The following is a 22,646-nucleotide window of genomic DNA, read 5'->3' on the forward strand; positions in this document are numbered from 1 at the left end:
AAGGGCTTTACCTAGTTGGGGGAATGGGACGTCACGCCAAGCTCGCCGAGGAGTTCGGCCCGCGAGATCGGCGTCGAGCCGTCGCGCACGGCGTGGTGCTCATAGGCAATGGCGCCGTTCCGCATCACCAGAATGCGGTCGGCCAGCGCGATCGCCTCGTCAACGTCGTGGGTGACCAGTAGAACGCCAGGTTGATGATTGGCGACGAGCTCGCGAACGAGCTCATGCATGCGGATGCGAGTGAGCGCATCCAGCGCGGCAAACGGCTCGTCGAGGAGCAGAAGCTCGGGCTGCTGGACCAGCGCACGGGCCAGCGCGACGCGCTGGGCCTGTCCGCCGGAGAGATTGCGCGGCCAGTCGTCGAGACGGTCGGCGAGGCCGACCTCGGTGAGCGCTTCGGCGGCGCGTTCGCGGGCGTGCGGCACCCGAAGGCCAAGCGAGACATTGCGCCAGAGGCTGTCCCACGGCAGAAGCCGATGCTCCTGGAACACCACGGCCGGGCGTCGCGGCGCCACGATGCGCCCGCCCTGGATGGAATCGAGTCCCGCGAGCGCCCGCAGCAATGTGGTCTTGCCGCACCCACTCTCGCCCAGCAGCGCAACGAACTCGCCGCGCTCGATACGCAGGTTCAGCTTGTCGATGACCACGCGGCTGCCGTAGTTGCGCACGAGGTTGCTGACGACGACGGCCGGCCCGGTTTCGAACGAAGCGGGTGACAATGGAGCGACATGCGCGTTCATCGGGCCACCCCATAATTCGGATGCCAGGCGAGCAGGCGCCGTTCGAGGAAGCGCGCGATGCCGTCGGCGGCGACGCCGATCAGTGCGTAGATGACGATCGTCAGCACGATCACGTCGGTGCGCAGGAATTCGCGCGCGTCCATGGCGAGAAAGCCGATGCCAGACTGCGCGCCGATGGTTTCAGCCACGACCAGCGCGAGCCAGGCCGTCGCCAGCGCATAGCGGACCCCGGTCAGGATCGAGGGCAACGCGCCGGGAATGATGATCCGGCGGATCAGCTGAAGGGAGCTCAGGCCCTGGACACGACCGAGCTCGAGCAGTTTTGGGTCGACCTGGCGAATGCCGAGTACGGTGTTGATGTAAATCGGAAAGGTGACGCCGAGCGCGACAAGGAAGATTTTCTGCGTTTCGCCGACGCCGAGCCAGACGATGACGAGAGGAAGGACCGCGAGGAACGGAATGGCCCGGATCATCTGCACGCTGCGATCAATCGCGGCTTCCGCGATCTTCGAGAAACCGACGAGAATCCCAAGCGTGGCGCCGACCGCGGTGCCGATCACAAAACCCGACGCCGCCCGCAACAGACTGACGCCAAGATCGTTCAGAAGTGTTCCAGCGGTCGCAAGCTTGAACGCAGTGCGGATCACCTTGCTCGGCGCAGGAAGCACATGGGGCGACAGCCATCCGGCCTGCGCCAGCCATTCCCAGATGACGACCAATGCCACTGGCGCAACCCAAGACAGAAGTTGAAGCCCGCGCGTGCCAAGCATGCCTTTCTGTGTAGCCGGAGGACTCGTTTTTTCGCTGCTTTGCGACGACCGCCCGCTGTCCGCGCCAAGCGCGGCGCGGTCGATGTCGCTCAATTCGATATTGCTCAAGACGTAAGACCTCGTTTCACGCGCCGCATGCGATGCAGGCGATGTGACGCCAATGACTTGCCGTCGCACAAAATGTCCCACGAAATCGTGCCGACAGAAATAGAGCGGTATTTCATTTGTCACTCGCTCCGGAGTGATCTGCTGTCGTCGCAGCGCGGAAGCGCGACAAAGAAAATCTTTTGATGGTGGTCTGCTTGATCTTGCGCCAGCCATTGGCGAGAACGCGCAAAGTCGAGAGTTTCACGGGAGATCACGATGACGACCGCACCTCTTCGCTTCGGCATTTGGGCGCTGGTCCATGGGCCGCGCGCCGCGCATCAGGATCCGGAGGAGCCCTATGATGCCTCCTGGGAGCGCAATCGGGATCTTATTCTCGCAGCCGAGGAACTCGGCTACGACTCGACTCTGATCGCGCAGCACACGATCAATCCGCATCAGGAGGATCTCGATCAGCTCGAAGCGTGGAGCGCTGCCGCGGCGATTGCGGCGCTGACGAAGCGCATCGAGATCATTGCTGCGATCAAGCCCTATCTCTATCATCCTGTCGTGCTCGCCAAGCTCGCGCTCGGAATCGAGAACATCAGCCGCGGCCGGTTTGCGATCAATCTGGTCAACGCCTGGAACCGCCCCGAATTGGAGAAGGCGGGGATCGGCTTTCCCGAGCACGATGCGCGCTACGCTTACGGCAAGGAATGGATCTCCGTCGTGTCCCGACTGATGGAGGGTGAACGCCTCAATTTCAGCGGCGAGCACTTCAACGTCTCCGATTATGCGCTGCAGCCGACCAGCCTCTACCGCAAGCGTCCCGCCATCTATGTCGGCGGGGAATCCGAACCGGCGCGCGATCTGGTCGCCGGGCACGGCGATTTCTGGTTCATCAATGGCCAGCCGCTCGACGACGTCGCCGGCCTGATCACCGATGTCGCGGCGCGACCCCGCGGTTCGGCACCGCCGTTGCGTTTCGGCCTGTCGGCCTTCGTCGTCGCACGTGAGACACGGGAGCAGGCGCTGGCCGCGCATGAGCGGCTGCTGAGCCTTGCCGCAAAGGATGCGCCGATGAAGGCTATCCAGAAGCAGAACACGGACCCGAAGGTCGTGATGATGCAGACCATGCAAAAGACGCCGCGTGTCGGCAGCAATGGCGGTACGGCTGCAGGGCTGGTCGGCAGCTATGACGAGGTGGCCGAACGCGTCGTGGCCTTCCACGCCGCGGGCATCGAACTGTTCATGCTGCAATTCCAGCCGTTCGAGGCCGAGATGCGGCGCTTTGCGGAGGAGATCATCCCGCGCGTCCGGGCAAAACAGTCGACCGTGCCGTCCGAGAGGATCGCTCGATCCTTGGGCTGATTCAGGCCGAAGCGACTTCCGGCGCTCGCTTCGCAAAGCGGCTCGGCGGCCGCGGCAGACCAAAATGGTCGCGCAACGTCGTGCCCGTGTACTCGGTCCGGAACAGGCCGCGCTTCTGGAGGAGCGGCACCACAGTATCGACGAAGGTCTCCAGCCCCGTGGGCAGAACATCCGGCATCAGGTTGAAGCCGGCCGCTGCGCCGGCCTTGAACCAGGCCTCGATATCGTCTGCTATCTGCTCCGGCGTGCCGACGATGATGCGATGGCCGACACCGCCGCCGAGCGCGCGGATCAGTTGGCGGACGGTGAGGTTGCCGCGCCTGGCCAGATTCACAGTGCCCTGGAACATGGTGTGATTGGCGTTGACAGGTAGCGGCAGGGGATCGGGCAGGGGCTTGTCAAGCTCGAGCAGCGCGGGGTCGATCTGAAGCGTGCCGGCAAGGCGCGCCAGGCTGTATTCGATCGGTACAAGCTCCCAAAGTTCGTCCTGCCGCCGTTTGGCCTCCGCTTCGGTGCTACCAATGACAGTAGCAAGCCCGGGCAGGATGACGATGGAATCGCCGGAGCGTCCATAGGCTGCGGCCCGGGTGCGCAGATCGCGTGCATAAGCGACGCCTTCTTCGATCGACTGCGCCAGCGTGAACACGGCGTCCGCATAGGCGGCCGCGAAATCGCGGCCATCGTTGGAGCCGCCCGCCTGTACCGTGACCGGCCGCCCTTGTGGCGAGCGCGGTATGTTCAGCGGTCCGGCCACCGAATAATGCGGGCCGCGATGTGCGATCGCGTGAACTTTCGACGTGTCGACAAATCGCGCGCTCGCCTTGTCGCCGACGAAGGCGTCGTCCTCCCAGCTGTCGAACAAGGCGTGGACGATTTCCGTAAATTCCTTGGCGCGTTCGTAACGGGCCTTGTGCTCCACTGCGCCTGTCAGGCCGAAGTTGCGGCTTGATGCAGCATCCGCCGTCGTCACCGCATTCCATCCTGAGCGTCCGCCGCTGGCATGGTCGAGCGACACGAAGCGACGCGCGATGTTGTAGGGTTCGTTGTAGGTCGTAGACACCGTCCCGATCAGGCCGACATGCTTCGTCGAGGCTGCGACCGTCGCCAGAATGATGGTCGGCTCCAGCGACGTGAACGACCGGTAGTCGATGCGATCGTTCACGGCCGGCGAGTCCGCCAGAAAGATTGCATCGAATTTCCGCGTTCGGCAATCTGGGCTACCCGCACGTAATGGCCGAGATCGAAGAAGGCGCGCGGATCGCTGTCCGGCAAGCGCCAGGCCGATGGATACACGCCGGAATGAAGCAGATTGACGTTGAGGTGCAATTGGCGTGGCGGCATGGGCTTCCCGGAGTCTGCGTGTTTGTCGGTCGGCGATGCGCAACGAGCGAGCAGCATCGAATTGTCGGATTGGCGTTCGATGCCGCTGGATTTCATCCATCGTTGGCGCAGCTGCGCGAATTATTTTTCAAACTGCGCTCGCGACCGTTTGCGTGTTGCGTTTACGCGCGACGGCGAATTACATCGCGACGCAACAACAGATAACGCCTCGCGCGGATCGGATGAAGCGCAAACGCACATCACCCTTCAATTGATGATGTTCGATGCGTCGATCGCACGAGCGGTAGCAGAAACGAGCGCGAGCGATGTGGATGAAGAAGAATAATTTGCTAGTGAGTGGCGTGGCGATCGCTCTGCTCGCGTCGAATGCGGCGTATGCCGAGGCGCAGCCGGTCTCCGGCGGCGCGCTCCGGTGGGGCGTGACGACCGAGCCGGCCTGTTTCGACCCGCACTACGCGTCGCAGCAGGCGGCGTTCTTCGTCGCCCGCAACTATATCGACTCGCTGATCGCGAAGAAGCCCGATGGCACCTTTGCGCCCTGGCTCGCGACCGAGTGGTCGATCTCGTCCGACGGTAAGGAATACACCTACAAGCTCAGGGAAGACGTCGTCTTCCACGACGGTGAGAAGTTCGACGCCGCCGCGGTCAAGGCCAATTGCGATTTCGTCAAGAAGCCGGAGAACGCCGTCACGGCGGTGTCGTTGCTCCAAGCCTACGATCATGCCGAAGTGGTCTCGCCCTATGTGGTTAAGCTCGTGCTGTCGACCCCGGATTCGAGCTTCCTGGAATCGACCTCGAACGTGAAGCTCGGCCTGATCTCGCCGAAGTCGCTGGCGAAGGGCGATCTGTGCGGCGGTGGACGTGGACTTGCCGCCACTGGGCCGTTCGTCTTCGAGAGCTACACGCGAGGCCAGTCGGCCGTGTTTGCGCGAAACGCCGCGTATAATTGGGCGCCGGGCAACGCCGCTCATAACGGTCCGGCGCATCTCGATCGCGTCACTTTCCGTTTTCTGCCGGAATACGCCGTTCGCACCGGCGCACTGACCTCGGGGCAGGTGGATCTGATCGAAGGCGTTCAGCCGACCGATGCGCCGCTGTTTGCGGAGCAACCCGGCTTCAAGCTTCTGACGGGACCGTCGGGCGCCAGCACGTCCTTCACCTTCAACATCAACTATACACGTCCGCCGGCGGACGATGTCCGCGTGCGCCGCGCGCTGCGCGACGGCTTCGATCTAGAGCCGATCGTGAAGCAGGTCTATCTCGGTACGGTGCCGCGCGCCTGGTCGATCATCGGTCCGGCCAATCCCGCCTATAACAAAGCGCTCGTTGGCTCCTGGGGGAACGACATAGCGGGCGCCAACAAGCTGCTCGACGAAGCAGGCTGGACCAGCCGCGACTCCGATGGCTTCCGGACCAAGGACGGTAAGCGGCTCTCGATCGAGGTTGGCTATCCCCAGCCCTATGTGCGCGACAGCCGCGACATTCTCATCCAGGGCGTTCAGGCTGCGCTGCGCAAGAATGTCGGTCTCGATCTCAACCTGCGCCTGATCACGGCGGGCGAATATGCCAAGAACAACGCCAACGGGACCTGGGTGATTTATCCCAACACGGACAATCCGTCCGACCCAGCCCGTGAGCTCTGGGACATGCTGGGATCGAAGGGTTTCCTCTATTCCAACATTCCCAATCCGGATCAGGAGATCACAAGCCAGATCGACGAGTCGCTGCGAACGACAGATCCGGTTCGCAAGCGGCAGCTCACCGATGCCATCCAGAAGCGTGGTGTCGATCAGGCCTTCATCGTGCCGCTGTTCGCGCCGAGCTGGTTCCTGGCGGCAAAGAGCAACGTCAATGGTCTTGGCTTTGAGGCCGGCCTCGACTCGCCGTCCAGCGCCTACGACTTCTGGATTGCGAAGAAGTAGCGGCGCATGTGGTCCCGCATCGTCTCCAGGCTGATCACCAGCCTGGTTGTGGCATGGGCAAGCGTGACGGCGACATTCCTCGCCTTGCACGCCTTGCCAGGCCGCATTCAGGACATCCTCGCCGGTGACGTCGAATATCCCGGCCTGCGCGAGGCGATCGCGGCCGAATGGGGCCTCGATCGCTCACTGCCCGAGCAATATATCGAGTTCCTGTCGCGCATTCTTCGTGGCGATTTCGGCACGTCCTATGTGCTGCGACAGCCGGTGATCGAAGTCGTGGGATCGCAACTCCTGCCGACGGTCGAACTCGCGCTCACCGCCGGCGTGCTGGCCATCGTGATTGCCGGGCTGATTGCGTTGCTAACCGCGGCGCGAGGCCGGTTCTCGCGCGAACTGGCTTCGTTCGTGGAACTGGTGTTCGCCTCGACGCCGGTATTCTGGCTCGGCATCCTCCTGCTGATGGCGTTCTCGTTCAATCTGCGCTGGTTTCCAGTATCGGGTGCGGAGGGGTGGAATTCCCTGGTCCTGCCGGCGATCACCCTGGCGCTGCCGACCGCAGGCCTGCTTACGCAGGTTCTGCGCGAGGCCATGGAGAAGACGCTCGATCAACCCTTTGTCACGACGGTGCGGTCACGCGGCGTCGGCGAGTTCGTGATCCGCTGGCGCCACGTTCTGCGGCACGCGCTGCTGCCGGCGATGACGCTGGGCGGTTGGTTGATCGGCGGCCTGCTCGGCGGCGCGGTCATCACCGAGAAGGTATTTGGCCGGCCGGGCCTCGGCACGGTGACACTCGGCGCGGTGCTGACCCACGACGTGCCTGTCGTCGTCACCGTCGTGTTGCTCGCGGCCTTCATTCACGTCGCCGCGTCCACGCTGCTCGATATCCTCTATGTGCTGATCGATCCGAGATTGAGGGCTCAATGACCGCGCCGTCGCATCGCTCCTTCGACACGGCCGTTCCGCTAGACTCCGCGGAAGACCTTGTCGGCTTCGAGGCGTCGCACGCTTCGACCGCAATCGGTGTTCGCCGCCGGTTGCCGGTCGGGCTCGTTCTGTCCGCCATCTTCGTTGCGTTCCTGATCGCGGCATCGATGGCGCCGGCGCTGTTCACGCATTTCGATCCGCTGGTCAGCGATTTCAGCGAGGGCCTGAAGCCACCTGGCTGGGCGCATTTGTTCGGAACCGACCGGCTCGGCCGCGATGTCTTCGCCCGGACCGTATTCGGCACGCGCTATTCGCTCCTGATTGGCTTCGGCGGCGTCGCGGTCGGGCTCGGAGCAGGCATTGTCCTCGGCATCATCGCAGGCCAGCGCAGCCGTATTCTGGATGAAGCAGTATCGCGCCTGTTCGACATGCTGTCGTCGTTTCCCGGTGTGCTGCTCGCGATGCTGATCGTCACCTTTCTCGGGCAGGGCATGCTCAACATCGCCATTGCGGTCGGCATCGCCGGTATCCCGAAATTCGGCCGCGTGGTGCGGGCGCAGACCCAACTGATCCGCGATGCTGACTATGTGACACAGGCCGCGATCTATGGATTGAGCCGCTGGCAGGTGTTCATCCGGCACGTGCTGCCTAATGTGCTCGTCGCGATCCCGATCATCGCCACCGTCTATATTGGCAGTACGATCCTGATAGTTTCGGGGCTGAGCTTCCTCGGGCTGGGCCCGCAGCCGCCGACGCCGGAATGGGGCGTGATGCTGGCGGAAAGCCGGGACGTCTTGCGCGTCGCATGGTGGCCCGGCGTGTTTCCTGGTCTCGCCATCACCGCGACGGTGATCGCCTTCAGCGTGATCGGTAACCATCTGCAACAGAGATTTGAAGGGCGGCTGGCATGAGCAGCGCGCGATCGCAGAAAGATGAGGCGGCGCCGATCGTTGATGTCCAAGGGCTCAGCATCGGCTTTGCGGGGGCCAATGGCGGCAAGCCGATCGTTGTCGATTTCGATCTGACGATCAGGCCGGGTGAATGCGTGGCGATCGTCGGCGAATCCGGCTCGGGCAAGAGCATCACCGCACGCAGCCTGCTGAACCTAGCAGGCGAGGGCGCAAGGATCGCTGCGCATCGGTTCGAGATCGGGGGGCGCGACGCGCGTATCTTCACGGAAGCCGATTGGCGCAAGCTGCGCGGGACCGTCACCGGTCTCGTCATGCAGGATGCGCTGGTCTCACTCGATCCCCTGCGCACGATCGGCCAGGAAGTCGCCGAGGTCATCTCGAACCATCGGATCCTGAGCGATCCGAGCGCCATCCGCGACCGGACGCTGGAGACACTCGGCAAGGTCGGCATTCCCAACCCTGCGGATCGCGCCATGCAATATGCGCATCAATTGTCAGGCGGGCTGCGCCAGCGCGCCCTGATCGCTTCGGCAATCGCCGCCGATCCCGATTTGATCATTGCGGACGAGCCGACAACTTCGCTCGACGTCACCGTTCAGGCGCAGGTGCTCCAGGTGCTGGCCGAGAGGATCCGCGAGGGGGCGGGCCTCCTGCTCATCAGTCACGATCTCGCCGTGGTCGCCGGCATCGCCGATCGGGTGATCGTGATGCGCGACGGCAGGGTGGTGGACACCGGGCCGACTCGCGATGTCCTCACCCATCCGCGTCATCCCTATACACGACAATTGATTGCGGCGGTTCCGTCGGGGCAGTCGCGCGGGTTCAAGTTGGCGTCGGCGAGGTTCGAGCTCGGTGCTGCTGATGCGGCTGCGATCTCCATCGTGCGGGAGCCGCTACTGCGCCGACAGGCGGCCGGCGAGGTCGTGCTCGAAGTTAAAGAGATCACCAAGAGCTTCATCGCGCCGAAAGCTGCCGGGCGGGCGAAGTCGGTGGTATTGCAAGACATCAGCTTCGACGTGAGGGCGGGCGAGGTCGTCGGCATCGTCGGCGAGTCCGGCTCCGGAAAGTCGACCTGCGCCAAGATCGTGCTGGGCTTGCTTCCTCCCGACGAGGGTGAAGTACGGCTGCTTGGACAGCCTTGGTCGTCGGTCGCCGAGGCTGGGCGTCGCAGGCTTCGCCGCAAGCTGCAATACATTCCGCAGGACGCGCTCAGCAGCTTTGACCCGCGTTATCGCGTCAGCGAGATCATCGGCGAGAATCTTCCGGATTCGGACAGCCGCAACGCACGTCGGGAACGCATTGTGTCGCTGCTCGAACTGGTCGGCCTGAGCGCCGATCATCTCGACCGTCGGCCGCGATCGTTGTCCGGAGGTCAGCGTCAGCGGGTGTCGATCGCGCGGGCGCTGGCGGCTCAGCCCGCGATCATCGTCTGCGACGAGCCGGTGTCAGCACTCGACATCTGCATCCAGGCCCAGGTGCTCGACCTTCTGGCGGAGCTCCAGTCGCGGCTGGGAACGGCACTGCTCTTCATCTCGCATGACCTCGGCGTGATCGAGCATCTCTGCGACCGCGTGCTGGTCTTCCAGAACGGCCGCATCGTCGAGCAGGGCGCCGCCGAGGCCGTGCTCGGGCACCCGCAGCACGCCTACACCCAGACTCTGCTGGCGTCCGTACCGGACATTCAGCGTGGCCTGAGTGCGGGCTTTACCGCAGCCTAAGCCGGAGATCAGGACCCCTTCGGCGACCAGATCTTGATCGCCGTAGTGTCGAGCTTCGCTGGGATCAGGCCTTCGGCGTGGAACGCATCGGCAATGCGCTGCTACTCCGACAGGCCCGGACCGGTGACCGCGCCCACCTGATACGAGCGGTGGCTGTTGGCTTCCTCGACGGTTGCCGCATCGATCCCCCAGAGCCCGGCAAGCAGTGTGGCTGCGTCTTTCGGCTGTGCCTTCACCCATTTCCCGGTTTCGGAGAGCTTGGCAAAGATCACGTTCAGCACTTCGGCATGCTTGTCCGCATACGCGGCCGAAGCGAGATAGTAGCGCTTGTAGCTCGCCAGGCCGTTGCTGCCGTCGGACAGAATCCGGCCTTTCGTCTGGTGGAGGGCGCTGGTCAGGAACGGATCCCAGGCGACCCAGGCATCCACATTGTTGCTGACGAACGCCGCGCGGCCGTCGGCCGGGGTCAGATAAGCGGGCGTGATGTCCTTGAAGCTCAGCCCGGATTTCGCCAGCGCCGCGAGCAGCAAATAGTGGCTGCCAGCGCCCTTGGTGACGGCGATCTTCTTGCCCTTCAGTTCAGCGACAGTCTTGATGGTCGAAGACTGCGGAACCACGATCGCCTGTGCTGCTGGCGAGGCGGCTTCCTCCGCGACATAGGCGAGCTTTGCGCCGGCCGCCTGCGCGAAGATCGGTACCGTATCCGCGACGTCGGCGCCGAAATCGATGCTACCGATATTGACGGCCTCCAGGAGCGGCAGGCCGCTGGTGAACTCGTGCCAGGAGATGGTGATGCCGAGCGGCTTCAGCGCCTTCTCCAGCTCTCCGTTTGTCTTCAGGATCGCCGTCAGCGTCGAGGATTTCTGATAGCCGATGCGGATCTCTTCGGACATGGCAGGGCTGGCGAATGACGCCACGACGAGCGCAGCCGCGGCGAGGACCCGCAGGCGGGACGCGAGATGATGCATTTGAGAGTTCCTGTTCAACGAGGCCGAGCCTGTCTCAAGCGCGAAATGGCCCAATCGGGCACTTGCGGGTGGAGACGTGACGGCCGCACTGTGCCGACAATCGAGGTCGCGTTGCAATTTCGGAGTATGGCGCGGCAGAGAATGAACATTCTCCCACGCGCGGTGATTTGAGAATGGAGTTTTCGGCGCGGTATGAGCGCAAAGGCATGACGGTCGCGCGTCGATAGCAGCTAGTGTTTGGCCGCAGTGGCCCTGATCGCGGCAGCCAGTGTTCTCAACGAGTGTTTGGTCTGCTGGTCTCCGGGACTTGCATGCAGGACCACGTCCCGCGATGGGAGCGGAGGCAGGCCCAACGGCGTACCGACATCGATCGTGTCTGCAGGAGCGACGCGTCGCCCGAGGGCCGCGACGGCAAGACCCGCCGAGATCGCAGCGCCAATGGTGGCGACTCCGCCGCCGACAAAGACTTCTGTCCAGGCGATGCCCGCCTTGTTGAGCGCGTCGACAGCCATGCTGCGCACGCTGCAGGGATCGGCCTGTGTGGCGATCGGCAGCGGTTCTCCATTAAGATGCTCGAAGTCGGCGGAAGCCATCCATCCGAAGGTCTCCTTCAAAATGACCTCGCCACCCCGCCGGCGGTTGTCGTGGCGAAGTACGATTGCGGCATCAATCGCGCCACGATCGAAATCATCCAGCACTTGGCGCGAGGTCGATACGCGGATCTCGAGCACGAGTCTCGGCTCTGCGCTCTTCATTCGTCGCAGCAGGATCGGTAGCTCCGCGCCCACGATGTGATGGCTGATGCCGACGACGAGGCGGCGTCGCTCCAGGCCGAAGCAGCCGAATGCGCCATGGTGAGCCGCAAGCAGGGTTCGCGCCGGTGCAAGGAAGGCGTCACCATCCGCGGACAGGCGCACCAGCCGCGGCGTGCGATCCAGCAGCCTGCGCCCGAGCTCGTCCTCCAGACGTTTGATCTTCAGGCTGACGGCCGACTGCGTCGTATCCATCGCCTCGGCCGCGCGGGTAAAGCTCTTCAGATCGGCGGTCAGCACGAATGCCTGTACAGCTTCGATGTCCAGCGTCTTCATCGCATTCATTCCGATTTTCAATCACTGAAACACTATTTCATATCGTTTTTAAATGATCAACGACCGGCTATCTTTTTCGTGGGGCTGAAGTTCAACGAAGAGATATGCCAGATGACCATCGCTCACTACATTCACCGTCTCCCTGCCGATTACGACATCGGGATCATCCGCAGCCGCGCCAAAGAGCGCGGGGCGCTGTGGAATGACGTTCCCGGGTTGCACTTCAAGGGATTCTTGCTGCGCGAGCGCGACCGCTTCGGGGCGGTCGCCAGCAGCTATTCGTCGCTCTATCTGTGGCGAACCGACGAAGCTTTCCGTAATTTCCTGGTGAGTGGTCGCTACAAGGTCGTCACCGACAGCTTTGGCCGGGCGGACATCCAAACACGCTTCTCGCTCGATGCGCGGCGCGGCCGGGCCAATGAGACTCGCTTCATCTACAAGCAGGAGCTGAGCATTCCGATCGACGCCGATCTGACCGTGGCGTTCGCCGCCGAGATCGCGCTCAATCGCGAATTGGTGGAGCGGCCTGGGACGGTAGCCGCGATCGTCGGCGTGGATCCGCAGAACTGGACGTTCACGCGTATCCTGCTGTCCGAGCGGGAGCCGACCGGGGATGGCGATGCGGTCGCCTACGAGGTTCTGCATCTGGCAAAACCCCTTCTGGACTCGCTGCCGTTCGCGGGGGCTCGATGAGCTATCGGTTCGAACCCGGACGCATCTACCGGATGCCGACCCATTTCGGGCCGGCGCCCGGGCCGCGACAACTGCCAGCGGGCGTTGTCGGGGACGGCACGAAAAGCCCTCGGCGGCTCTCGGTTGCGGCAAGCTTTCTGACCGACGAAGCGATGCTGCAACGTCATTTGCCGGAAGGTTTTTCGCTGGTCGGAGATCCTGTCGTCACCGTCGAGTTTCACTACATGACGGAAATCGATTGGCTTGCGGGCCGCGGCTACACGATGATCCACGTCAGTTGGCCCGCTCGCTTTGATGGCGCGCGGGACCACGCTACGGGACGGTTCCTGGCCGTGGTCTGGGAGAGCCTTGCCGATCCAATCATCACCGGACGGGACGAGATCGGTCATCCCAAGCTCTATGCCGAGGTCGACGCGCCCCGGCAGAGCGAGGGCGTCCAGATCTGCACAGCCGGCTGGATGGGCTTCCGGTTCCTCGAACTCTCCGTGGCTGATCTGCGCCCTGCACCTGTCGCGCAGGCGGTAGCCCCATCCGATGGGACGTTGATGTTGAAATATGTGCCGCGCACGGGCGCCTGGGGCGAGCACGAACTCTGCCAGGTGACGCTGACGCCCGCTGAAGATCCGGACAACACCATTGAATCGCGACAACTCGGGCCTGCTACCGTCCGTTTCCGTCGCGCCGCTTGGAGTGACCTTCCGACCATGTATCACGTCGTGAATGCACTGGCCGAATTGCCCGTCATTGAGCCGCGCGGCGGGCGGGTGCAACATTCGCGGGGCGGCAAGCCTTACCTCGATCAGAAGGTGCTGCTGTAAGGCATTGCCTGGAGGCATTCGATCAGGACGATGAGCGAGGGACACAGCTTGGCTCATCGCCGTTCTGTGCGGGGCGCCTACGAGCGGCGTGGCCTTCGCCAAAGATCACAAAACTCGCCAGCGCCATGATCCAGACGGAAAGTCCACCATAGAGCATCACCAGCCTGAAGCCGTGGATCAGCGCCTGCTGCACGGCGGTGTCTGCCGCCGGCAGGAGGCTTAGCTCGGGGATATCAAACATGCGGGCGCTACCGCCAGCGATCCGTTCCGCAAGATCTTGCAGGCGGCCAGCATCGAGTGCGTCAGGAAATGCGCTGTTTAGGCGGGAAGAAATGCCGGCGATCAGAATAAAGCCCATCAAGGCGATGTTGATGGCGAGTGAGATCATGCGAGCGCTCATGTCGATGCCCGATGCCATGCCGGCGCGTGTGCTCGACACCGCGCTCGTCGTGACGTTGGTGACCGGCGTATTGGTCAGGGCAAGACCTACGCCCGCCAGCAGGCATCCGGGCGCCAGAGTCAGCCAGGTGACGTGTTCGACGCCGCTGCCGGCCCACATCAGCATGAAGCCAAGGCCGATGACGAACAAGCCGAAGGGAATGGCGATGCCGCCGCCGAACCTCAGCAATATCCGTTCGCCGAGCGGTGGAATCACGAGCGTCGGAAGCGTGTAGGTGAGAAGCGCGAGGCCGGCCGCGACATTGTCGTAACCAAGAGCGCTGTGGAAGAAGATCGGCAGGTAGACCATGAAGGACCAGAAGCTGAAGTTCATGCCGGCCGACCCCAGCAGCGCGCCAGAAAAGGCGCGTATCCAGAACACGGAGAAATCAAACATCGGACGGGCGCTATGTAGCTCCGCGAACACGAAGGCAACGAAGCTCAGAACGGCCATCCCGACGATTGCAAGGCCGGTGAGGCTGCCGAAGCCGAAGCTGGGGCCCTCCGTGATGTAGAAGGCCACGCAGAATACCGACGTCGAAAGTGTCGCGATGCCTGCGATATCGAGATGTTTGGCGTCGGGGTCGCGCGATTCCTGCACGCCAGTCACGGCAAGCGCGATCGTGACGATCGCGATCAACGCATGGATCAGGAACACCCATTGCCAGCCGGAGACCGCGACGATCGCCGCGCCGATGATCGGGCCGAAGCCAAGGCCGATGCCGAAGATAATCCCCCAGGCGGCAAAGGCCCGTGCACGCTCCGCCCCCTGCTGGAATTGATGCGAGAGAACCGCGACCTGACAGATCAGCATCGCGCCGCCACTCATGCCTTGAAGGAAGCGGCTCACGATGAGGACGAGGGCGTCCTGCGCCAGGCCGCAGATCAGGGAGGCGAGGCCGAACACGGCAATACTGACGACGAACACACGCTTCCTGCCGTAGCGATCCGCCAGCGTGCCCGTTGCCATCAGCACCGTCGTGACCGCGATCGTGTAGGCATTCATAATCCATTGCAACTGCTGGAAATTGGCGTGCAGCACCGTCTCCAGTGTCGGCAGAATCGTCGGCACGCTGGAAATCTCCAGCCCGAACATGAGGGACGCGAGGCACGCTGCGGCCAGGGCGATCGTGTTTCGTCGTGATGGTGAGACCGTCAATGCCGTACCTCCGGGCGTGATGCCGATTGCCGACACGCGGGGCAGGAGGCTTGCTTGATCGATGTGCCGCCCCGCGTCAGGCGGGGCGAACATAGGGAGCCCTTGACCACAACAAAATCCGATCAATATACATTTCAGAGACAACAAAGCCGGATGATGAAATGCTGTCGCTCGATGTCGATGCCGTAAGAGCCTTTGTGATGGTGGCGGACCTCCACAGTTTCACGCGCGCAGCCAAGGCGCTGGGGACCACGCAAGGCGCGATCAGCGTGAAGCTGAAGCGGCTCGAGGATCGCATCGGGCATCGGTTGCTCGAGCGCACGCCGCGATCGGTGCGGCTCTCGGCACAGGGGACGGCCTTCCTGCAAGGTGCGCGGGAGCTGATCGCGGCGCACGAACGCGCGATCGCAGGGCTCAATTCGCCCCCGCGTCACTTCGGACTTGGTATTGCCGCGCATGTCGCAGGGCCGGAAGTCCCGACCCTGCTGTCACGTCTTCACGCCCACGATCCGAATTTGACTATCGAGGTTCAGCTCGACAATTCGCGCAACCTCCTCGATCTGTTCGATCAGGGCCGGCTCGACGCGGCCATCGTCCAGCGCGAGGACGATCGCCGCGATGGCGAGACGCTGGCGCACGAGCGCTTCGGCTGGTTCGCGGCGCAAGGGTTCGAGCACAGGCCGGGACAACCCTTGCGCCTCGCCGCACTGGCTCCGACCTGCGGCGTCCACAACATCGCTACGCAGGCGCTGGATTCGGCCGGCATAAGATGGACCGAGGTCTTCCTGGGTGGCGGCTCCTCGGCGGTCCATGCCGCCGTCGTGGCGGGGCTTGCAATCGCGCCGCTGTCCTATCGGATTGCACCGGCCGGCACGATCGATATCGGGGACAAGCTCGGACTTCCCAAGCTGCCGCCCTCCGAGGTCGTGCTTCATTCGTCCTTGACCGATCGGCGGTCGCGAGCCGCCTTGGGGGCATTGGTTGCCGCATTCCGCGAGCATCGCACGCAGGCGTGAGTCTCGGCTTGGCTATTCGGCAGCGTCGGATTGGAACGCGCCCGTCGTCGAAGGCGGACGACGGAAGCTCGCGGCGGGATGCGTCGCGTGCAACCGTGGGCCGCGTCCCGGAAACAGCTTTTCACGCAGCGTGCCGTCGCGATACGCGGTCTTGTAGACGCCGCGCGATTGCAACTCCGGCACCACGAGATCGACAAAGGCGTTCAGCGATTCCGGCGCGACCAGGCGGAACAGGTTGAAGCCGTCGACGTCGGTTTCGTCAGCCCAGGCGATCAGCTCGTTTGCGACGTCCTGCGGCGAGCCGACCACGAAGGGTGACCGGGCGCCGGCGCGGCTTAGCCTCGCGAGGTCGCCGACATTGACCGGCCGGTCGCTCCGCACCGTGAAGTTTTCGACCATCGACTGGATGGCGTTGCTCTCGACATATTCGATCGGCTGGTCGGGCCGATAGGTCGAGAAGTCGATTCCGGTCCAACCTGACAACAAGGCCAGTTGGCCGGTTTGGTCGATATGTTGCGCATAGTCTTCGAGCAGATCGTTCGCCTCGCTGCGCGTTGGCGCCACGATCACGGTCGCGCCGGCAAAGAGGCGAATGTCGTAGGGATCGCGGCCGTAAGCCTTGGCTGCCGCCCGTATCTCGCGGACGGCGCGGGCCAGGATTGGTTTGGTCTGACCGTTGAGAAATATCGCTTCCGAATGTTGGGCTGCGAAGGCGCGGCCGCGCTTTGAGCTGCCGGCCTGATACAGCAGCGGCGTTCGCTGCGGCGAAGGCTCGGCGAGATGGATGCCGTCGACCTTGAAGTAGGGGCCGTCATGCAGCACCCGGTGGAGCTTTGCGGGATCCGTGAAGATGCGGCTACTGCGATCGCGGCGAACGGCGCCGTCCTCCCAGCTTCCTTCCCATAGCTTGTAGGTTGCGGTGAGAAAGTCCTCAGCCGCGTCATAACGATCGTCATGGGCGCGGCCGGCTGGGAGGCCCATACCGCGCGCGCCGCTGTCGAGATAGCCGGTGACGATGTTCCAGCCGATCCTGCCCTTGGTGAGATGGTCAAGGGTCGAGAACGTGCGCGCGAGCTGATAGGGGTGCTCGAAAGTCAGGTTGGAGGTAATGCCGAAGCCAAGATGCTTTGTGACGAGCGCCATGGCGGACACCAGCAGTGTCGGGTCCGCGTTGGGTAGCTGCACGGCATGGAGGGCAGCGGCATCGGCATTGCCGCCATAGACGTCGTAAACGCCAAACACATCCGCCAGGAAGATGCCGTCGAGCAATCCGCGCTCCGCAGTCCTGGCATAGTCGACCCAATAATCGAGTGTATTGTAGTCGATGGATGTATCGCGCGGATGAGACCACAGGCCCGCCCAATTGTGGCTCGGCGCCGTCATGTTGAAGGCGTTGAAGCGCAGCTCGCGCGGTCTCGTCATGGACAGGCCCGATCATCAATTGCGAAGCACATCCGCTCAGCGCGGCATTTTTAACATTTTGCGCGAGCGAGTTTGTTTCCTATTCGGCAAAGGACCGGAAAGAAACGCGTTGCAAAGCGGCGATGATGCAGCACGCACGTCGCTATTTTACCGACACGCTCGACAGCCGCTAAATCCGACAGCATCATTTTCGTCGACAAGCATGGTTTGCGACGCACGGCGCGCGCGCCTGAGATAGATAAGGGAATTGCAGATGGCGTTGGAGACCCGGAATTTCGAGACGCTGGCATTGCACGGTGGGTCGTATCGTACCGACCCTGCCACCGGTGCGGTAGCGGTTCCGATCTATCAGACCACGTCGTTCCAGTTCGAGAACGCCGATCATGCCTCGCGCCTGTTCGCGCTCGAGCAGCTCGGACCGATCTATACCCGCATCGGCAACCCGACTCAGGACGCTTTCGAGACCCGGCTTGCCGCATTGGAGGGCGGAGCGGCCGCACTTGCTGTCGCCTCGGGCCAGACCGCCTCCGCTTTCTCGATCTTCAACATTGCTCAGGCGGGCGACAACATCGTTTCATCGACCGATCTTTACGGCGGGACCTGGACGCTGCTGTCACAGACCCTGAAGCAGTTTGGTATCGAGGCGCGGTTCGTCGATCCCGCTGATCCCGAGAATTTCCGCCGCGCAACGGACGCAAAGACGCGGGCCTATTTCGGCGAGACGCTCCCCAACCCCAAGCTCAACGTGTTCCCGATCAAGGAGGTTGCCGACATCGGCCGCTCGTTGGGCGTTCCGCTCATCCTCGACAACACGGCCTCGCCCCTGATCGCGCGCCCGTTCGAGCATGGGGCTGCGGTGGTCGTCTATTCCACGACCAAATATATCGGCGGCCACGGCACCGCGATCGGCGGCGCCATCGTTGACGGCGGCAATTTCGACTGGGCTGCGCATGCCGAGCGTTTTCCGCTGCTGAACAAGCCGGATGAGGCCTATCATGGCGCGATCTGGACGGAGGCAGCGAAACCGCTCGGGCCGATCGCCTATATCCTGCGCGCCCGCGTCAAGCTGCTGCGCGATCTCGGCGCATCGATTGCGCCACAAAATGCTTTCCAGTTCATCCAGGGTCTCGAAACGCTGCCGCTGCGCATCCGCCAGCACAACGAGAACGCTGCGAAGGTCGCGAACTTCCTCGCCAGGCACGCCTCGGTATCGAACGTGATCTTCCCCGGCCTGCAGAGCGGGGAGAACCGGCGCAGGGCGGACGCCTATCTGAAGGGCGGTTACGGCGGCCTCGTCGGTTTCGAGTTGAAAGGCGGCGTCGAGGCCGGCCGCCGGTTCATCGACGCGCTGAAACTGTTCTATCACGTCGCCAATATCGGCGACGCCCGGTCGCTGGCGATCCACCCGGCATCGACGACGCATCAGCAGCTCACCGCGACCGAGCAACTCGCCGCCGGCGTCACGCCAGGCTACGTGCGTCTATCGGTCGGGATCGAACATCCCGACGACATCCTCGCGGATCTCGGTCAGGCGCTGGCACAGGCCGACGCCGGCGCGCGCAAAGCCGCGTGAGCCACATCATCTGAATTGCAACGGGAATTTGAGACCATGAAAATGCTTCGTCGTACCGCCCAGGCCGCCGGTCTCTGGCTCGCATTCGCCGCAGCCGCCTTCGCCGCCGAGCCGCTCAAAATCGCGACCAGCGCGGGCCCGGTTGGGCAATTGGCGTCCTTTGCCGCCAAGCTCGCCAAGGAAAAGGGGCAGGACGTCAAAATCGTCGAGCTGTCGGATTGGGTGGCGCTGAACGAGGTCGTCAACAGCGGCGAGGTCGATGCCAATCTGTTCCAGCACGCAACCTATCTGGCGCTCCAGAACAAGCAGCGCGGCTTCAATCTGGTGCAGGCCGACAAGGTCGGCGTGATCGCGCCGGTCGGCCTGTTCTCGAAGAAGATCAAGACGCTCGAAGAGATCAAGTCCGGCGACAGCGTCGCCATTCCGAATGAGCCCCTCAACGGCGCGCGCGGGCTGATCCTGCTCGAGCGGGCCGGGCTGATCAAGCTGGCGCCGGGCAAGGGCTTTTCGGTCAGCAAGTTCGACATCACCGAAAATCCCAAAAGCCTCAAGATCGTCGAACTCGATCCGGCGCAGACCTATCGATCTCTGGATGATGTGACGCTGGCGCTGGTCAACATCACGTATCTCATTCCGGCCGGCGGCGATCCCAAATCCGCATTGATCATCGATCGCACCGTTGATGAAGGTTTGGTGCTGCGCTTCACGGCTCGTCCGGACAAGAAAGACGATCCGCGCCTGAAGGCCTTCATCCAGGTGTTCAATTCGCCCGAGGTCAAGAAGTTCATCGAGGAGAAGATTCCGGCGTTCATTCCGGCAGGGTTTGGCAGCTAGGTGGTCACACTGCGCAAGGTAGTGGCGTCATGATCTATGTCGTCGACATCGATCGCATGAGTCTTGCGTTCGCGGCCGGAAGCAAGGGGCAAGCGATACAGATCGTTCGCTCGTCATGGTTCGCGCGGGCGATCGGCCGGTCCTGCCTGGGTCGACCCGGCTCCAAGACTTCAAACCATCATCCTCGCGTTGCAACAGTTCAGGAACTTGTCGCCTTCCATGAGATGTCGACCGAATTCTCGGATGTCATGGCTGACGTCCTCGTTGCCCGCGTCGGGTAGCGTTCTGAATCAAACATTTCGATGTCGAAGCGTGATACCAGCCGACAGGAGAAGCTCGTGAGTGACGCCAAGCCCAGCCTGAAAGTGGTCCCCGGACCGTCCAGGATCGAAGCCGTGATACGGGCCTTGCGCGCCCGGTACGGAAGCGACCTGCCCGAGATCGGCGAGGCCTGGAATGGCGTGCTGGAAAATCTGCTCGCACATCGTTCGGTGCGAGCCTATCGCCCCGATCCCGTTCCGGCGCGAACGGTGGAAACGCTGGTGGCGGCCGCTCAATCGGCGCCATCCTCGTCGAACCTCCAGACCTGGAGCGTGGTCGTGGTGGAGGATCAGGGCCGCAAGGCGCGTCTCGCCGAGTTTGCGGGCGGGCAGAAGCACATTGTCGAAGCGCCACTATTCCTGGTCTGGCTCGCCGATCTGTCGCGGGCTGAGCGCCTCGCGAAGCGCTCCGAGCATCCGGATGAGGGTTTGCAGTTTCTCGAGACTTTCCTGGTTGCGGTCATCGACGCGGCGCTGGCCGCGCAGAATGCGGTGGTGGCCGCCGAGTCGCTCGGCCTTGGGTCGGTCTATATCGGCGCGATCCGCAACAAGCCCGGCGCGGTGGCCGAAGAGCTGGGATTGCCGCCGAACGTAGTCGCAGCCTTCGGCCTTTGCATCGGCTATCCAGATGAGACGAGGCCCGCGCGGGTCAAGCCGCGCCTGCGTCAGGACGTCGTGATCCATCATGAACGTTATTCCGATGCCGGCGACGAGACGGGCATCGCGGCCTATGACGTGACGCTCCGCGGTTTTCAAACGAGCGAAGGTCTGCCAGCGATCGGTTGGGTCGAGGCCGTGCTGAAGCGGCTCGGCTCGGTCCGCTCCCTGAATGGCCGCGATCGCCTCGTTGAAGAGGTGCGTGCGCTGGGGTTTCCGCTCAAGTGAGGCGTGGCTGGTCGCGCATCAAGCTTGCACCTGCCCCCAGCGCTGTACCGTAATCCGCGTCAGAGTCCGAAAGATCACGCCTTCCACGAGGAGACCGATCAGGATCACTGTGAGCAGCCCGGCAAAGACGCTCGCGGTCTCCAATTGCGCACGATTGGTGTAGATGAACCAGCCGATCCCGCCGGAGCGGGCGCTGACGCCGAACACCAGTTCGGCCGCGATCAGCGTGCGCCAGGCGAATGCCCAGCCGATCCGCAGGCCCGACAGGATCTGGGGAAACGCCGCAGGGACCAAAATCTCCGCGACGAATCGGGCACCGGAGAGGCCGAGGTTGCGGCCGGCCATTCGCAGGGTCGGCGGTACCGCGAGGAAGCCGCCATAGCAGGCAAGGGCCACCGGCCACAGAACCGAGTGCACGATGACGAAGACGAGACTGGGCGTTCCTACACCGAACCACAACAGTGCGATGGGAAGCAGCGCGATGGCCGGAAGGGGGTTGAACATCGACGTTAACAGGCCAAGAGCCTCATTGCCCCAGCGCGACAAGGCGGCGAGAGTGGTGAGTGCTGCCGCGATGGCGACCCCGATCGCGTAACCGGTGATGAGAACCCGCAGCGAGGTCAGTGTGCGATTGGGTAACTCGCCCGACAGGATCGCCGACCAGAACGCCGACAGCGTCGCGCCAACGGTCGGCAGCAGAAGCGCGTTGTCGAGCCAGCGCGCATAGAGCTCCCAGACCAGCGCGAAGCCCGCGAGGATGATGATGCGCCGCCAGGGCGTGTCCGAAAATGCGCGCCGCCGCGCGGATGCGCGGACCAGTTTGGGAGCTGCGATGTCAGACATGGCTGGTTTCCGGGGCGGCAAAAACCGTCTGCTGAATCCGCTGCTCCAGCTCGGCGAAGCTCGCGGTGCCGCGCGCGCGGCTGTCGGGTGGAACATCGAAGGTCGCCGCCAGCCGGCCGGGATGCGGTGTCAGGGCCAGGATTCGGGTCCCGACACGGATCGCCTCGTCGATGCCATGCGTCACGAACAAGGCGGTGTTTCCGGTTTCCTCGCACAGCTTGAGCAACTCGTCCTGCATCTGGCGGCGCGTCAGCGCGTCCAGTGCGGCGAAGGGTTCGTCCATCAGCAGCAGCGCCGGTTCCAGCGCGAACGCTCGCGCGATGGCAACGCGCTGCTTCATTCCGCCTGACAGCGTGTGGGGAAAGGCGTCGACGAAATTCTTGAGCCCAACGCGCTCGAGCCAGCGACGAGCGTTATCCTCCGCATCCCGGCGCGGTAGCGATTTTCCCCGCTCCAGGGCATAGCGCACATTGCCGAGCACAGTGCGCCACGGCAGCAGCTGGTCGAATTCCTGAAACACGGTCATGCGGTCGGGGCCCGGGGATCCGATCCGTCGACCGTTCATCCGAAGCTCGCCGGCGCTGGGCTTGAGGAAGCCGCCGACCGCACGCAGCAGCGTAGACTTGCCGCAGCCTGAGGGGCCCAGCAGCACCAGCCGCTCGCCGGCTGAGATCGTGAAGCTGACGTCCTCGACCGCCGTGAGGATGCCGTCCGGCGTTGGATAGCTGATGCTGACGTGATCGAGCTCGAGCAACGCCCACGACGCGTTATCGCCGGCGAAACCGGTCAGTCGCGAAGCGACGTTCAT

At 63.4% G+C, this 22,646-nt stretch carries 20 protein-coding genes and 2 pseudogenes; 13 read left to right on the forward strand and 9 right to left on the reverse strand.

What is annotated here, in order from left to right:
* Positions 1-11 precede the first annotated feature (11 nt).
* Together QCM77_RS24235 and QCM77_RS24240 are read right to left on the reverse strand one after the other, a co-directional pair.
* The gene (locus tag QCM77_RS24235; protein ID WP_279685218.1) at positions 12-740 is read right to left on the reverse strand and encodes an ABC transporter ATP-binding protein; all 729 of its coding nucleotides are present in this window, start codon (positions 738-740) and stop codon (positions 12-14) included.
* Positions 737-1,510: an ABC transporter permease subunit gene (locus tag QCM77_RS24240; protein ID WP_279685219.1), complete on the reverse strand. Its 774-nt coding sequence runs from the start codon at positions 1,508-1,510 to the stop codon at positions 737-739. The genes QCM77_RS24235 and QCM77_RS24240 overlap by 4 nt, the downstream gene beginning before the upstream one ends.
* 363 nt (positions 1,511-1,873) lie before the next feature.
* Here QCM77_RS24240 and QCM77_RS24245 point away from each other — a divergent pair, with 363 nt between their 5' ends.
* Positions 1,874-2,965 carry an LLM class flavin-dependent oxidoreductase gene (locus tag QCM77_RS24245; RefSeq protein WP_279685220.1) on the forward strand — a complete coding sequence of 364 codons (1,092 nt, stop codon included), beginning with the start codon at positions 1,874-1,876 and terminating at the stop codon, positions 2,963-2,965.
* A gap of 1 nt (position 2,966) precedes the next feature.
* Here QCM77_RS24245 and QCM77_RS24250 read toward each other — a convergent pair.
* Positions 2,967-4,306 (reverse strand): annotated as a pseudogene (locus tag QCM77_RS24250) (LLM class flavin-dependent oxidoreductase).
* Positions 4,307-4,328: 22 nt separating this feature from the next.
* Here QCM77_RS24250 and QCM77_RS24255 point away from each other — a divergent pair.
* From QCM77_RS24255 to nikE, 5 genes are read left to right on the forward strand one after another with little or no spacing between them, the layout of a single operon-like run.
* Positions 4,329-4,631: a hypothetical protein gene (locus QCM77_RS24255; protein WP_279685221.1), complete on the forward strand. Its 303-nt coding sequence runs from the start codon at positions 4,329-4,331 to the stop codon at positions 4,629-4,631.
* The gene (locus QCM77_RS24260; RefSeq protein ID WP_279685222.1) at positions 4,618-6,228 is read left to right on the forward strand and encodes an ABC transporter substrate-binding protein; all 1,611 of its coding nucleotides are present in this window, start codon (positions 4,618-4,620) and stop codon (positions 6,226-6,228) included. The genes QCM77_RS24255 and QCM77_RS24260 overlap by 14 nt, the downstream gene beginning before the upstream one ends.
* Before the next feature lie 6 nt (positions 6,229-6,234).
* Entirely contained in the window at positions 6,235-7,152 is a 918-nt protein-coding gene (locus QCM77_RS24265) for an ABC transporter permease (protein ID WP_279685223.1), read from the forward strand.
* Entirely contained in the window at positions 7,149-8,063 is a 915-nt protein-coding gene (locus QCM77_RS24270; RefSeq protein WP_279685224.1) for an ABC transporter permease, read from the forward strand. Before QCM77_RS24265 ends, QCM77_RS24270 begins: the two co-directional genes overlap by 4 nt.
* Complete coding sequence (gene nikE / locus QCM77_RS24275; protein WP_279685225.1) at positions 8,060-9,781, forward strand: nickel ABC transporter ATP-binding protein NikE; 1,722 nt, start codon at positions 8,060-8,062, stop codon at positions 9,779-9,781. The genes QCM77_RS24270 and nikE overlap by 4 nt, the downstream gene beginning before the upstream one ends.
* An 8-nt stretch (positions 9,782-9,789) precedes the next feature.
* On the opposite strand, the pseudogene QCM77_RS24280 reads toward nikE, so the two are convergent.
* Together QCM77_RS24280 and QCM77_RS24285 are read right to left on the reverse strand one after the other, a co-directional pair.
* Positions 9,790-10,749, reverse strand: a pseudogene (locus QCM77_RS24280) (aliphatic sulfonate ABC transporter substrate-binding protein).
* 230 nt (positions 10,750-10,979) lie between these two features.
* Positions 10,980-11,837, reverse strand: coding sequence for a LysR substrate-binding domain-containing protein (locus QCM77_RS24285; protein ID WP_279685226.1), 858 nt, complete (start codon positions 11,835-11,837; stop codon positions 10,980-10,982).
* 111 nt (positions 11,838-11,948) lie between these two features.
* Between QCM77_RS24285 and QCM77_RS24290 the strand changes: the two genes are divergently transcribed.
* Both QCM77_RS24290 and QCM77_RS24295 read left to right on the forward strand, forming a co-directional pair.
* Complete coding sequence (locus tag QCM77_RS24290) at positions 11,949-12,530, forward strand: DUF4865 family protein (protein WP_279685227.1); 582 nt, start codon at positions 11,949-11,951, stop codon at positions 12,528-12,530.
* Positions 12,527-13,348 (forward strand): acetoacetate decarboxylase family protein, encoded by an 822-nt coding sequence (locus tag QCM77_RS24295; protein ID WP_279685228.1) that lies wholly within the window; start codon positions 12,527-12,529, stop codon positions 13,346-13,348. Before QCM77_RS24290 ends, QCM77_RS24295 begins: the two co-directional genes overlap by 4 nt.
* A 22-nt stretch (positions 13,349-13,370) precedes the next feature.
* Here the strand turns inward: QCM77_RS24295 and QCM77_RS24300 are convergent, their stop codons facing one another.
* Positions 13,371-15,038, reverse strand: coding sequence for an MFS transporter (locus tag QCM77_RS24300; RefSeq protein WP_279685245.1), 1,668 nt, complete (start codon positions 15,036-15,038; stop codon positions 13,371-13,373).
* Between the two features lie 68 nt (positions 15,039-15,106).
* Between QCM77_RS24300 and QCM77_RS24305 the strand changes: the two genes are divergently transcribed.
* Positions 15,107-15,961, forward strand: coding sequence for a LysR family transcriptional regulator (locus QCM77_RS24305; protein ID WP_279685229.1), 855 nt, complete (start codon positions 15,107-15,109; stop codon positions 15,959-15,961).
* 12 nt (positions 15,962-15,973) lie between these two features.
* Here QCM77_RS24305 and QCM77_RS24310 read toward each other — a convergent pair whose 3' ends face one another.
* Positions 15,974-17,383 carry an LLM class flavin-dependent oxidoreductase gene (locus QCM77_RS24310; RefSeq protein WP_279685230.1) on the reverse strand — a complete coding sequence of 470 codons (1,410 nt, stop codon included), beginning with the start codon at positions 17,381-17,383 and terminating at the stop codon, positions 15,974-15,976.
* 253 nt (positions 17,384-17,636) lie between these two features.
* Here QCM77_RS24310 and QCM77_RS24315 point away from each other — a divergent pair, with 253 nt between their 5' ends.
* The 4 genes from QCM77_RS24315 to QCM77_RS24330 are packed head-to-tail and all read left to right on the forward strand — an operon-like array spanning position 17,637 to position 20,995.
* Positions 17,637-18,956, forward strand: a complete 1,320-nt coding sequence (locus QCM77_RS24315) for an O-acetylhomoserine aminocarboxypropyltransferase/cysteine synthase family protein (RefSeq protein ID WP_279685231.1) — start codon at positions 17,637-17,639, stop codon at positions 18,954-18,956.
* 36 nt (positions 18,957-18,992) lie between these two features.
* Positions 18,993-19,790 carry a MetQ/NlpA family ABC transporter substrate-binding protein gene (locus QCM77_RS24320; protein WP_279685232.1) on the forward strand — a complete coding sequence of 266 codons (798 nt, stop codon included), beginning with the start codon at positions 18,993-18,995 and terminating at the stop codon, positions 19,788-19,790.
* Positions 19,791-19,819: 29 nt separating this feature from the next.
* Entirely contained in the window at positions 19,820-20,071 is a 252-nt protein-coding gene (locus tag QCM77_RS24325) for a hypothetical protein (RefSeq protein ID WP_279685233.1), read from the forward strand.
* A 57-nt stretch (positions 20,072-20,128) separates the two neighbouring features.
* Positions 20,129-20,995, forward strand: coding sequence for an NADPH-dependent oxidoreductase (locus tag QCM77_RS24330; RefSeq protein WP_279685234.1), 867 nt, complete (start codon positions 20,129-20,131; stop codon positions 20,993-20,995).
* A gap of 18 nt (positions 20,996-21,013) precedes the next feature.
* Here the strand turns inward: QCM77_RS24330 and QCM77_RS24335 are convergent, their stop codons facing one another.
* Positions 21,014-21,838 carry an ABC transporter permease gene (locus tag QCM77_RS24335; RefSeq protein WP_279685235.1) on the reverse strand — a complete coding sequence of 275 codons (825 nt, stop codon included), beginning with the start codon at positions 21,836-21,838 and terminating at the stop codon, positions 21,014-21,016.
* A complete protein-coding gene (locus tag QCM77_RS24340) occupies positions 21,831-22,646 on the reverse strand; it encodes an ABC transporter ATP-binding protein (RefSeq protein WP_279685236.1) in 816 nt (271 codons plus the stop codon). Before QCM77_RS24340 ends, QCM77_RS24335 begins: the two co-directional genes overlap by 8 nt.

The sequence above is a fragment of the Bradyrhizobium nivariense genome (assembly GCF_029846695.2).
In the GTDB taxonomy this organism is placed as follows: domain Bacteria; phylum Pseudomonadota; class Alphaproteobacteria; order Rhizobiales; family Xanthobacteraceae; genus Bradyrhizobium.